The following is a 13,015-nucleotide window of genomic DNA, read 5'->3' as shown; positions in this document are numbered from 1 at the left end:
CGCCGGACGCGTGCGCCGGCGCCCTGATCGCGGGCCATCGAGCCCCGCACGCGCGAAACGTCGTCGTTTGCGTGCGGTTCCGGGCCGCGATCGATTTTTTTAGGACTTGGTCCGCCCGGCACGGCGCCGGGGTCGCAGCCTGCACGACGAGCGGCCTGATGGGCGTCCAGGCGCTGGCCAGCGGCCTCGGGGTGACCCTGCTCGGGCGCTCCTTCTTGCAGGCGGGCCTGCGGATCCTGCGGGCTCCCGAGCCTTGGCCGGCCCCGTCGATAACCGAGGTCGTGCTGATCGGTGAGGACCGCGCGGGCGCGCTCATGCGCCCCCTCATCGCCTTTCTGACCGAAAGCCCCGCGGGCAGCGAGCCCTCGCCCCGGCGGCCTGAAACCGGTCGGGAACGACGGCTGGCCCTGGGCGGCGGCCTCCCGTAAGCCTCCGATCAGGATCGCGCACAGGGAGACGCTGCGATGAAGGTCGCCGTGATGGGGGCGGGATCGGTGGGGTGCTATTACGGTGCCCTGCTGGCGCGCGCCGGGGCCACCGTCACCCTGGTCGGACGGGCGGTCCACGTGGACGCGATCCAGGCACGCGGCCTCCTCTTGGAGACCGCGGCCGGGCAGGAGGCGGTACGCCTGCAGGCCACGACCGGAGCGGCGGGGGTGGCCGGCGCCGACATGGTGCTGGTCTGCGTCAAGTCCGGTGACACCGAGACGGTCGGCCGGACGATCGCCCCGTTCCTGACGCCCGACGCAGCGGTGCTGAGCTTCCAGAACGGCGTCGACAACCCCGAGCGGCTCCAGGCGGTGCTCGGCCGGCCGGTGGTGCCGGTGGCGGTCTACGTCGCGACCGGGATGCCGGGGCCCGGCCATGTCCGGCATTACGGCCGCGGCGATGTGGTGATGGGCCCGTTCCCCCGCAGCGCCGAGGTGGCCGCGCTCTTCGCGGCCGCCGGCATCCCGACGGAGATCTCCGACCGCGCCCTCGACGCCCTCTGGGGCAAGCTGATCGTCAACTGCGCCTACAACGCCCTCTCGGCGATCACGCGGCTGCCCTACGGCCGGCTTCTCGGAGTACCGGGCATCGACGCCGTGATGACGGATCTCGTCGCCGAATGCGTCGCCGTCGCGCACGCGTCGGGCATCTCGGTGGCACCCGACATCCTGGCCCAGGTCATCGCCCTCGCGGCGACCATGCCGGACCAGATCTCCTCCACCGCGCAGGATCTCGTTCGGGGCCGGGCGAGCGAGATCGCCCATCTCAACGGGATCATCCTGCAGAGAGGCGAGGCCGCCGGCATCGCCACGCCGGTGAATCAGGCGTTGACGGCGCTGGTTCGGGCGCTGGAGGGACGGGATGGGCCAGGTTTGTCCTGAGCCAAGCTCAGAGGACCGTTCGCCGAGCCCGGCCGAGGACAGGCCGGAACGGTTCAGGCAGCCGGTGCGTGCTCGCCCAGCATGCGGCCGGACAATCCCGCATCGAAAAGCGCGGCCTGGGCACGAAATTGCCCCGCGAGACCCGGGTCCTGCGCGGCGACCAGGCGGCTCGCGGCGGCATAGGCGATGGCGGAGACCTGCCGCACCCGCGTGGCGTCGCTGCGATCGGTGAAGGCCAGGATTTCCTCGAGGCTCGCCGCGAGGTCCCAGCCCGTGTTCGTGAGGCGGGCCCCGCTGACCGTGGCGGCGCAGTGCGAGAAGAAGCTGACCGACGGCGCGAAGATCTGCCGAGCCTTCGAGAGCAGCAGCAGATCGGTGGCCGCGCGCTGGTTCTCGGTGAGGTCGAGGCCGATGCTCGACGCGACGCGCGCGCGTCCGTAGCGATCAGCGAAGCGCTGCACCACATCCTCGTCTTCCGTGCAGACGAGGATGTCGCCTGACAGGGCCGACGTGTCGATCTGCCGGAAAAACGCACCCAAGGGCGTGTAACGCTGTAGGATTTGGATCATTCCGTCGTTGACGAGATGCTCCAAGTCACCGCGATTGACGACATCGAGAATGTCGCCCCGGCGGACATGAACCGCGGTGCAGGTCGGAAAGTCGATGCGTGTGCCGACGGCTGCAACAGCCTCACGAACCGGCGCGCTCCAATTCACCTGCGACCATGCGGAGGACAGAGCGCTCCCCAGGTCGATCTCGCTGGACATGAAGTCGATGAGCGGCCCAGGAAAATCATAGAGCAGCTCTTCAGCCTCGTCCAAGGCAGCAGGCAATTCCTGACGGCTCAGACCTAAAATCTCGGTTTTGGAATAATACAAGCTTCGAAGCCTAAGGTGTGCGGCCTCTTCGCTGGTCAGGATATCTCCGCGTAGATCTGAATTGGGGTTGGTGAACATCGTCCGATCCGCGAAGATCTCGAGCAGAAACCTGGGATGCATCAGCACGTAATCGGCATAGATGCTCGCGCCGCCCAGCGGCGACCAGATCACCTTGAGCGGCAGGCCGAGTTGCTGGGCCAGGATGCGAGCATATAGTGCCGACAGCATCCGGGTGCCAAGGCCATCGCCGCGCGCCGTGTAGATTGCTTTCATCCGACGTCCATGAACTTTCAGAGCTAAGAGCGCCGACGATGGCATGCAGAGGTCGCCCCCCTTGGGGCTCTTTACACGGAGTGTTTGAGTCTCGACAGCCTCGTCGACGACGAAGCCGGACAGGTTTAGCAGCGCGCCTCTAGATCGATGGCCAATTCTGAAGTCGTTATCCGCCATGATGATGCGGCATCACACGATTCGCTGGAGTCAGACCGATATTCAGACTCTCCAGCTGCTATGGCATGAGCGGACGACGTCCGCCCGAAGCGCGCATGGTGTAGGCTCCTCATACTCGGAAATTAGAGCGTCTAACAAAACCACCGTTCGATGAAACGCCAGACAATGAGGGCTGCGGCCAGCGTCGAGAAGGCGAGATGGATGTCGCTGCGGCGCTCGTAGCGGATGGCGAGGCGCCGGAACTGGGCGAACCAGGCCAGGGTCCGCTCGACGACCCACCTGCGCCGTCCCAGCCGCTGGCTGCTCTCGATCCCGCGCCGGGCGATGCGGTGCTGGATGCGGCGGCGGGTCAGCGCCTGACGACAGCGGCGGTGGTCGTAGGCCTTGTCGGCATGCAGCTTCGAGGGCCGCTTGCGCGGCCGTCCCCAGCATGACCGGATCGGCGGGACGGCATCGACGACTGCCTCCAGCATTCGGCTGTCGTGCACGTTGGCACCCGACAGCTTCAAGGCGAGGGGAATGCCCTTCGCATCGGTGAGGACATGGCGCTTCGTGCCCGGCTTGCCCCGGTCCGTCGGGTTCGGGCCTGTCGCCGCGCCCCCTTTTTTGCGGCGATCGAGGCGCTGTCGAGGGAAGCTCGACTGAAGTCGATCCCGTTCTGGCGGCCGAGCCGGTCGAGGAGCGCGTGTTGCAGGCGGTCCCACACTCCGGCCCCCTGCCAATCCCGTAGACGCCGCCAGCAGGTCATGCCCGAGCCACAGCCCATCTCCCGGGGCAGCAACTCCCACGGTGTGCCCGAGCGCAGCACGAACAGGATCCCCGTCAGCGCCGCGCGGTCGGATGTTCGAGGCCGACCGCCCTTCGGCTTGGCCCGTTCAGGCGGAAGCAGCGGTGCGATCTCGGCCCAGAGGCCATCGGGAAGGAGCGGTCTCGCCATCTCCGCTCAACGCGCCAAACCCGGTTTTGTTAGAGGCTCTTAGTGAGAGCCAAATGCCTCCAAGTTGACCAGATTTCCGGAGAATGTGGTGGCGATCCTCGGTCCAACGCGGCCGTTTCCGCGTGTGCCATGGTAGGAACAACCCGAAATGTGCAGAACGAGCCGGTTTGCGGCAAAGAATTTTTGCAGATGCGCGTCTCGGCCGCGTAGCTCGCTTTGGCGTCGGCGAGCCGGATGGTGAAGACCATTAGGTTATGGAAGCCGATTGCGAATCTTGAGGTGAGTTTTTGATGTTTTTCGCCAAAAGGAAACGTGCGTCGAAGTCGCCCGTTGATCCGGCTCTCGTCGCGGCAGTCGAAGGCTCCAACCTGTTTGATCCGGAATGGTACGTCCAAACATATCCGGAGGTATCGAAATTCAAATCTGGCCCTCTGGCTCACTTTTGTGAATTTGGTATCTTCGAGCACCGAGATCCTGGGCCGAATTTCAGTACAGCCCGATATTTGATCGCCCACGGACATTCTGAGGAAGTGCGACGCGCACCTTTTCTCCATGCTTTGGCAGCGACATCGAACGATAGCGAACGTCCATTATGGCTGTCTGACGATATTGGTACCTTCGCCTATTTGCTAAAGCGAAGCGGTATGTTCGATGCGGTCTTCTATCTCGCCAACAATCGAGACTTGGCGAATGCAGGTGTCGTCCCTTTTGATCATTTCGTAAATTCCGGAGCCGTCGAGGGCCGTGATCCGAGCTCTGACTTCGAGAGCGACTACTATGCCGAGATTTATCCGGAGTTTTCCACGTTCAGTCGGAGTCCGATCGAGCATTACCTTCGGATAGGACAGCGGCAAGGGAACGTCTCGAAGGGACCGCCGAGATACCAGCGGTGGGTGGATGCATATGACGCGCTGTCTCCACATGATTTGGACAGGATCGCGGCGGATGCGAAGGCGATCGTCGCTCCGCATATGATCAGTATCCACCTTCTCGATGAAGAAGGCTGCCGACACATTGGGGCGATCATCGCCGGATATCAAAATCAGGTCGGGCCGGAGGTGCGGGTCTGTTTCCTTCGCGGGGACGGCGTCGGCGACGTTTCCTGGAACAGTTGCCTTGCGTATGCCAAGCAGGGACGGATCGACTTCATTACGGACGCAGCCTCGGTCGTAGAGGATCTCTCCGAAGGTGATTTGATCCTGCTCTGCAGCGGCACCTCCGCCCTGCGGCCTCATGCGAGCGCGATATTCGCACTGTCACTTGAATCGGACGGTGTGACGGGCGCCTATGCCGACCATGACCACCTCAACGAGGCCAACGTTCGCTTCAATCCGATTTTCAAGCCGGTCATGTCGCCGGAGTTCATGCGTCGAACTCCGTATGCTGGGCCGGTGATCGGTTTCCGTGTCACGTCCGAAATTCTGAACCTTCTGATTCAAAGCCTGCCTCAGATAAGCTCACTCGATAGGCTGGGAGCAGACCTCCTCCTTGGAATGGATGACCCGCAGGTCGCCCACATCCCCTTGATTCTCTCTCATGTCCTGACGATTTTGGCGCCCGCCGACGTCTCCTTCTATGAGCCGACGCTGCAGGGCGCTTTAGTTCAGTCCAACGCCCGGCCAACGCCATCCAGCCCCCCTGTGTCTCGCGTCGGAATTATCATTCCCACGAGAGATCAGGTGGATCTGCTTAAGGAGTGCATCGACAGCATAATTGCAATTACAGACTACCCAGATACGGCATACGCAATTGTTATCGTCGACAATGGCTCGAGGGAGGAAGCAACAACCTCGTACCTAACGAAGATATCTGAAGAGCCAAATATTACAATCGTTCCAGCCCCCGGTGAGTTCAATTTCGCCAAAATCTGCAACGCAGGTGCTGCTGCCGTCGACTGTGACGTCGTCATTTTTCTGAATAACGACATGAGCGTCATTCGTGGCGATTGGATTCGGCAGCTCGTATCGCTCGCCAGTCTACGGGACGTAGGAGTCGTCGGCGCTAAACTCCTGTATCCGGACGGTACAATCCAGCACGGTGGTGTCGTTTTAGGGATTCAGGGGGTTGGCGCACATCGACTGGTCGGAGTCGAGCACAAAGCCGCCGAGGCATTTGACGTGACGCGCGAGATGTCAGCGGTCACGGGAGCCTGCATTGCAGTGCGCCGAACCCTCTTCAAAGACCTTGGCGGGTTTGATCCGGCGCTCAAAATTGCCTTCAACGATGTGAAGCTCTGTATCGATGCACACCGAGCCGGTTATCGAAATCTATATTTAAGTGATGCTTTACTCTTTCATCATGAGTCAAAATCGCGCGGATTTGATCATTCGCCTATAAAGCAGGCGAGAAACAACCGCGAGGCAATTTACGTCCGGGATCGGTACGCAGGATTGTTCCAAGACGACCCCTATTACAATCCGAATCTGTCCCTGCAGCAGATCGGCAAGCTCGCGACACCGCCGCGCGCAGTCCGCCCGTGGCGTAGAAGCGAGCCGGGCCAATTGCGCGTACTGCTTCTCAGTCGTGTCCATGGCCTTGGTCATGGCGTTGCAATGGTGGTGGCAGAACAGGCGGCTTTCCTCCGCCGCTGCGGATGGCGCGTTTTTATTGGCGGCCCGAGAACCAGCCACGATATCGATTATCCCGGCTGTGAACGCGTGATCTGCCAAAACGAACGGGAAGCCGCCTCGTTAGCGATCAACGAGGGCATCGATTGCATCATCGCGCACACGCCGCCGTTTTTCTCCGTCACGCGGTACCTGGGCCGCCGTCCATTTGTCTATTTCGTCGATCACGGCGAACCGCCACCCCATCTCTTTCCCGACGCTGAGGGGCGGCTATCCATCGATTGGGAGAAGCGGCTGTCCGCTCCGCTGGCGCGTCGCGTATTCACGATTTCGCAGACGATTAAGGATCAACAATACCGGAATGACGCGATCGTCATTCGAAACGGCAATGGTCATCTCTCGGCTTGGTCCGATGATTGGTCACGAAAACGCGCGGACTTGCGGAGGAAGTACGGCTTCGAGGGACACTTCGTCGTTCTCAACGTCGCGCGCTTTGGCGAAGGTGAGCGTCATTACAAAGGGATCGACAGCTATATGGAACTTGCCGCCGAAGCACAATTTCATGCTGATCCGCAACGCTTGTCACCAATCTTCGCACTCGCGGGCCGCGGAAACGCTTCCGATGAAGCCTACGTGAGGGCAGCTGGGCTTACCGTGTTCACGAACATATCCGATGCAGAGATGGCCGAGCTGTATGCAGCTGCCGATCTCTTCGTCAGCCTTTCCCGCTGGGAAGGTTACAATCTGTGTATCGGCCAAGCCTGCGCTATGGGCCTGCCTGTCGTTGCCTCTGACATTGAGGCACACCGTGAGTTTGGGGTAGAAACCGCGAACACATTACCGTTGCTTCTCGACAAATTCGTACAGCACGCATCCCGGTGGAGCGAGAAAGGCTTACCGCGTACCGCGCTGATCGAACCTTGGAATACTCCCCTGACGTTAATGAGAGATACGATTGAAGCTGACCTGCGTGATGCAGGTCAGGCAGCCTGGTTTCGCTGTGCTGGCTACGTTGAATGATGTAGAGCATTGGTCGTAGTGGGCTCTGCCTTACATTCCGAAGCCTCATCGGCACTTCTAATCGATGTCAATCGGGCTCAATCGGATCCAAAGGTCTCTGTCAAATGGGTAGATTATCGCGGCTCGACTGATCGGCCCAGCGGTATGCGCCTGAGAAGAGCCGCACGCGACACGCGAGTCGGGATCGGGTTTCCAAAAGGCTCGCCCTCCTTTATCGCCGCTGAATTGTTCGGACTCTGGTAGTCCGTGTGACGCCCCCCTAACCGATATGTTTTCCGAGGATCCGACTGTCCGATGAACCCGACCTACGATCTTTCCGGCAAGCGCGTCCTCGTCGCAGGCCATCGAGGGATGGTCGGATCGGCCCTCGTGCGGCGGCTCGCTTCGGAGAGTTGCACCATTCTCACCCTAGGGCGGGACAGGGTCGATTTGCGACGACAGACCGAGGTCGAGGACTGGATGGCAGCGGAACGACCACAAGCGCTCTTCCTGGCCGCCGCCAAGGTCGGCGGCATTGCCGCCAATGACAGCGCCCCGGCTGACTTCCTCTACGACAACCTCATGATCGAGGCGAACCTCATCCAGAGCGCCTACGCTTTGGGTGTCGAGAAGCTCCTGTTCCTCGGCTCCTCCTGCATCTACCCGAAGATGGCGCCCCAGCCGATGGCGGAGGACGCACTCCTCACCGGACCGCTTGAGCCGACCAACGAATGGTATGCGATCGCCAAGATCGCCGGGCTGAAGCTGTGCCAGGCCTATCGCCGCCAGCACGAAGCCGACTTCATCTCGGCCATGCCGACCAACCTCTATGGGCCGGGCGATAACTACGATCTGCAGGGCAGCCACGTGCTGCCGGCCCTCTTGCGCAAGGTGCACGAGGCCAAGCGCGACAATCAGGAGACCATCACGCTCTGGGGCACGGGAACCCCGTTTCGCGAATTTCTCCACGTGGATGATCTCGCTGATGCCTGCGTTCACCTGATGAAGGCGTATTCCGGCGAAGGGCCGATCAATGTCGGCTCCGGCCAGGAACTCACCATCCGCGAACTGGCAGAGACGATCGCCGAGGCGCTGGGCTGGCAGGGGCAGTTGCTCTTCGACGCCACCAAGCCGGACGGCACGCCGCGCAAGCGCCTCGACACCTCCCGCCTGGAGGCTCTCGGCTGGCAGCCGCGGATCGACCTGCGCGCCGGGATCGCGGACGCCTACGCCTGGTTCCGCCACCATCATCCCAAGGCCTGACAGGGCCTGTACCAAGCGACCGCAAAGCTGCAGCTGGCTTGCAACCCCTTAACTCCCTGCGCCCCCCCCTAGGAGCAACGTATGTTCACGACGCAGAAAACGGCTCTGATCACGGGCGTCACGGGACAGGATGGCGCCTATCTGGCGGCCCTACTGCTGGAGAAGGGGTACATCGTTCACGGCATCAAGCGCCGGTCCTCGTCCTTCAACACCGGGCGGGTGGATCATCTTTACGAAGATCCCCGCTTCGCGCCGACTGACTTCCACATGCATTACGGTGAGCTGACCGATGCCACCAATTTGATTCGGATCATGCAGGAGACCCTGCCGGACGAGGTCTACAACCTTGGCGCTCAGAGTCACGTCCAGGTCAGTTTCGAAACCCCGGAATACACCGCCAATTCCGACGCCATCGGCACCCTGCGCCTCCTGGAGGCGATCCGAATCCTCGGCCTGAGTCAGAAGACCCGCTTCTACCAGGCCTCGACCTCCGAGCTTTACGGCAAGGTCCAGGAGGTGCCCCAGCGTGAGACCACGCCGTTCTATCCACGCAGCCCCTACGCGGTGGCCAAGCTCTACGCATACTGGATCACGGTGAACTACCGCGAGGCCTACGGCATGCATGCCTCGAACGGCATCCTGTTCAACCACGAGAGTCCGACGCGCGGCGAGACCTTCGTCACCCGCAAGATCACCCGCGCGGTGGCGGCGATCGAGGCTGGACTGCAGCCCACGCTCTACCTCGGCAACCTCGACGCCATGCGCGACTGGGGGCATGCCCGCGACTACGTCGAGGGGATGTGGCGCATCCTTCAGCAGGAGGTGCCGGACGACTACGTGCTGGCAACTGGCGAGATGCACTCGGTTCGTGAATTCGTTGAGCGCGCTTTTGCAGCGGTTAGCCGGAGAATCGTCTGGCAGGGAACAGGCGTCGATGAGCAGGGCCTCGACGGTAAAACCGGTCAGGTATTAGTGAAGATCGACCCGGTCTATTTTCGTCCCACGGAGGTCGACCAGCTGCTTGGTGACCCAACTAAGGCTCGCGAGAAACTTGGTTGGACGCACACAATTAGGTTTCCCGAACTCGTCGAGGAAATGGTTCGCACCGATCTTGCGGCAGTTCTATCCACCCACTAATTTATTATTTATAAACTCGAAACCGAGGGAAAAAGGGAGTCTTCAATTCTATGCACTTCATCAAGAAGAGCGCTGTTACATTGAGAATCTGTTATAAGAAATCTGTCGAAAACAGACGCTTACAGTAAGCCTTAGGACCAATGATGCCGGGACAGACTTTGGCCACTATAATGAACTCCTGGCTTTATGTGAATGTGAACTCGAGGCACTTAGCGTTCGCACGCTACCTGATTGACACACATAAATCGATTGGTGCCATCCGAGAGATACCCGCCTCGCGCACCGACCGACCTACCTCATACAGTGACAGGGCCAACGCGGTGGTAGATTATGGAGCCGGGAATAATCAAAAGACAGGATGAGCATGTGACTTTCGCTTAGCACTACTTTGACAGAAAGGCATTCTGACCTAGAAGCACGCCAGGAACAGAAAATTTGTCTGAACCCACTGCAATCTCGAGTGTCTCAAGTCAGCGAGGTCTGAGGCCTTTTTTACCTAAAGGATAGACCATCAGGGCGATTCGGCTCAGAATGGCAAAGTAGTACTTGTCCGAAATATTATTTAGCGAAAAACTCAACGACATCGTCAAAAAAGGCTACATACCTTCATGCATAGAAGAATCAAGAGTTTTGGAAACGACTCAAGCCGGCGATTCTCTCAGCTAACGAGATAAGAGGACAAACAGATGCCCGAAGAACCTTCGAACAAGACAAAGATGTCTATTGGCATAGTATTGTTTAACCAAGACCGCGACGGCTTCGTCGATACTATTAAGTCCATAGCAAGATCGATAGAGAACCTTGATGTCGGGGTATCCTTAGATATCGAAGTTAAATATAAGTGGAACTCATCGGTACTATTTGATGCGGATGAGGTTTGCAGAGAATACGGAATTAGTTCCTGCTCCGTCGGAGGAAACTTCAACATCGGCTTTGGTTCCGCACATAATGCTATGATGCAAAAATCATTCGCAGCTATGTCCGACTATTATCTATGTATGAATCCCGACGGCTTTTTGCACCCTGATGCAATTAAGAACCTAATCAAGTTTAGTGCTGACTTGGGTCACCCCGCACTTATCGAAGCTATCCAATTCCCGATAGAACATCCGAAGCCATACGATCCATTCACCGGCGAAACGCAATGGTGTTCGGGCGCATGCCTCTTGATTTCAAAAGAAATATACCGTTCGATAGGCGGTTACGATGATAATATATTTATGTATTGCGAAGATATAGATTTATCGTGGAGGGTGAGAATGGAAGGTTTCAAGTGCTTTACTTGCAGTTCCGCTCTGTTCTTCCACGACGTAAGTGAGATAAAATCTTCTCTGATAAGGCGGTTGATGCTTGAATCAGCGCGATACTTAGCCGCGAAGTGGTCAGCTCCGGAATTTCAAGCCGAAATGGAACGTCAACTCATCGAGAGCAGATTTTATCCTAATAAAGATTACTTGCCGCCAATTAAAAAGCCGAAAGAGATATTCCAGTCTTCAGAGATTCAAGAATGGCGGCAGTTATTGAGCTTTTCCCTACCCCGCTGGTGAAAGACATAAATAATCATAGTCCTCTAAATAAAACAGGTATGCTCGATGTCAGATGTCACAACGATTATTAGAGTTCACGACCTAAATTGCATTGATTTTTTACAAAGAGCTTTGTTTTCGTTATCAGGTCAAAAAGTCTACGTTGATGTAATAATTGCAACGCAGCGGTTCCTTCCGAAGTCAGTCGATCTCATCAAAGCAGCAACTAACCCTTATGTTTTCGGTTCTGTAAGAAACATATCAATCTTAAATTCCGATCGCACTGATCTGGAGGATTTAAGATCACATTTGATAAATATTTCCGTTAAAGCAGCTAAAACACGCTATATTCACTTCTTAGACTTTGACGACATAATGTACCCAAGCGCTTACAATTTGCTGATAGATTGTCTTAATCGGAGTTCAGCGGCTATATCTTTCGGGGCTATAGTTTCCACGTATTATGAACGGATTGGTGGGAAACCCTACGTCACAAATAAACGGAGAGAATTTTTTGGCAAAAACAAGTACGACCTTTTTGTTGATAACTTTTGTCCTATTCATAGCTTTCTTATTGATTTGAGCAAAGTTGATGTGTCAGATGTTTTATTCGATGAAAATATGTCGGCTTTAGAGGACTATAGCTTTTTGCTAAGCTTTCTTTCGAAATACCAGGGGGACTTTTCCCTCATAGATACACCGGTCGGTGAATATTTTAGAAGAGATGCTGATACAATAAATTTAGCGAATAGCGAGTTTCCTGACCCTAGTTTGAGAGTAAGTCGACTCGAAAAAGCGAGGGAGATAATACTAGAGAAAAAAAGATCTACTAGGGTAGAAGTGCGCGTAAGTGAATTCGCTTGGCTGTTAAATCATCGATCAATTGATCAGGCTCCAGCAGCACCCGTGCGTCCGTTGCCTCAGGAAGAAAAGGCCGGAAGTGACAAGCCTTACCAAATCAATGAATACATAGGCGCGCTATTTGCTTCGAGAATAGTGTCAATGGCTGCCGATTGCAGAGAGGATCTTGATGGCTATGTAGACTCAGTTGAGATTAATGAAGACGGTACCATCATTAAAGGTTGGGTAGACAACTATAAACCTGAATACCAAAAATCTTTCATCTTCTTTTGCAGCGATACTGGCACAAGCATTATTGAGCCGCACAGGTATATGAGAGCCGATGTAGACGAAGCAATGAGAACTAATGGCCTAGAATATGGCTTCGAATTCAGCGTTCCACGATCAAGTTTTGATATCCGTAAAACGGGATTTGCAGTATATCTTGCACAGCCCAATAAGGAGGAAGTTTATCGCATTAGGATGATCGAATCGTTACCGTCAGAATATCGCCGCGATGACAATGGTACGAAATAGCATGTGTGGAATCATTGGCATCGTCGGACGGGACGCCGTGGCCGGGCAGCTGGTGGAAGCCCTGCGCCGGCTCGAATATCGCGGCTACGACTCGGCCGGCATCGCCACCCTGACGNGCATCGTCGGACGGGACGCCGTGGCCGGGCAGCTGGTGGAAGCCCTGCGCCGGCTCGAATATCGCGGCTACGACTCGGCCGGCATCGCCACCCTGACGAAGGGGCACCTGGAGCGCCGGCGCGCCGAGGGCAAGCTCGCCAACCTGGAGATGCGCCTGCGCGACGCGCCCCTAGCCGGCAGCCTCGGCATTGGCCACACCCGCTGGGCCACCCACGGGCGGCCCAACGAGACCAACGCCCATCCGCACGCCACGACGCGCGTCGCCGTCGTGCACAACGGCATCATCGAGAATTTTCGCGCGCTGAAGGCCGAGCTGCAGGGCCAGGGCGTGCGCTTCGAGAGCGAGACCGACACCGAGGTGGTGGCCCGGACGCTGGCCCATTACGTCGACCTC

9 protein-coding genes and 1 pseudogene are annotated in these 13,015 nt (G+C 57.7%); 8 read left to right on the top strand and 2 right to left on the bottom strand.

Features of this window, described 5'->3' with window-relative positions; genetic code table 11:
- The first annotated feature begins 158 nt into the window (after positions 1-158).
- A complete protein-coding gene (locus ASG51_RS11235; RefSeq protein WP_156389674.1) occupies positions 159-428 on the top strand; it encodes a hypothetical protein in 270 nt (89 codons plus the stop codon).
- 36 nt (positions 429-464) lie between these two features.
- Positions 465-1,370: a 2-dehydropantoate 2-reductase gene (locus ASG51_RS11230; RefSeq protein ID WP_056380880.1), complete on the top strand. Its 906-nt coding sequence runs from the start codon at positions 465-467 to the stop codon at positions 1,368-1,370.
- 53 nt (positions 1,371-1,423) lie between these two features.
- On the opposite strand, the gene ASG51_RS11225 is transcribed toward ASG51_RS11230, so the two are convergent.
- Positions 1,424-2,521 (bottom strand): hypothetical protein, encoded by a 1,098-nt coding sequence (locus ASG51_RS11225; RefSeq protein WP_056380878.1) that lies wholly within the window; start codon positions 2,519-2,521, stop codon positions 1,424-1,426.
- Positions 2,522-2,829: 308 nt separating this feature from the next.
- Positions 2,830-3,635, bottom strand: a protein-coding gene (locus ASG51_RS23360; RefSeq protein WP_156389673.1) for an IS5 family transposase whose coding sequence is annotated in 2 segments (ribosomal slippage) — positions 2,830-3,308 and positions 3,308-3,635 — 807 coding nt in all. Because the reading frame shifts where the segments join, the coding sequence is not laid out codon by codon here.
- A gap of 290 nt (positions 3,636-3,925) precedes the next feature.
- Here ASG51_RS23360 and ASG51_RS23355 point away from each other — a divergent pair.
- From ASG51_RS23355 to ASG51_RS11205, 6 genes and pseudogenes are all read left to right on the top strand, one after another.
- Positions 3,926-7,222, top strand: a complete 3,297-nt coding sequence (locus ASG51_RS23355) for a glycosyltransferase (RefSeq protein WP_082513973.1) — start codon at positions 3,926-3,928, stop codon at positions 7,220-7,222.
- A 294-nt stretch (positions 7,223-7,516) separates the two neighbouring features.
- Positions 7,517-8,464 (top strand): GDP-L-fucose synthase, encoded by a 948-nt coding sequence (locus tag ASG51_RS11215; protein WP_056380874.1) that lies wholly within the window; start codon positions 7,517-7,519, stop codon positions 8,462-8,464.
- Between the two features lie 81 nt (positions 8,465-8,545).
- Positions 8,546-9,601, top strand: a complete 1,056-nt coding sequence (gmd, locus tag ASG51_RS11210; protein ID WP_056380873.1) for a GDP-mannose 4,6-dehydratase — start codon at positions 8,546-8,548, stop codon at positions 9,599-9,601.
- 686 nt (positions 9,602-10,287) lie between these two features.
- Positions 10,288-11,148, top strand: a complete 861-nt coding sequence (locus ASG51_RS24090; protein WP_156389672.1) for a glycosyltransferase family 2 protein — start codon at positions 10,288-10,290, stop codon at positions 11,146-11,148.
- A 45-nt stretch (positions 11,149-11,193) separates the two neighbouring features.
- Positions 11,194-12,504, top strand: a complete 1,311-nt coding sequence (locus tag ASG51_RS24085; RefSeq protein WP_156389671.1) for a hypothetical protein — start codon at positions 11,194-11,196, stop codon at positions 12,502-12,504.
- Positions 12,505-12,622: 118 nt separating this feature from the next.
- Positions 12,623-13,015: pseudogene (locus ASG51_RS11205) on the top strand (glutamine--fructose-6-phosphate aminotransferase); the annotation flags it as partial.

The sequence above is a fragment of the Methylobacterium sp. Leaf465 genome (assembly GCF_001424705.1).
GTDB lineage: Bacteria > Pseudomonadota > Alphaproteobacteria > Rhizobiales > Beijerinckiaceae > Methylobacterium.
This window is presented reverse-complemented; position numbering and strand designations above follow the sequence as displayed.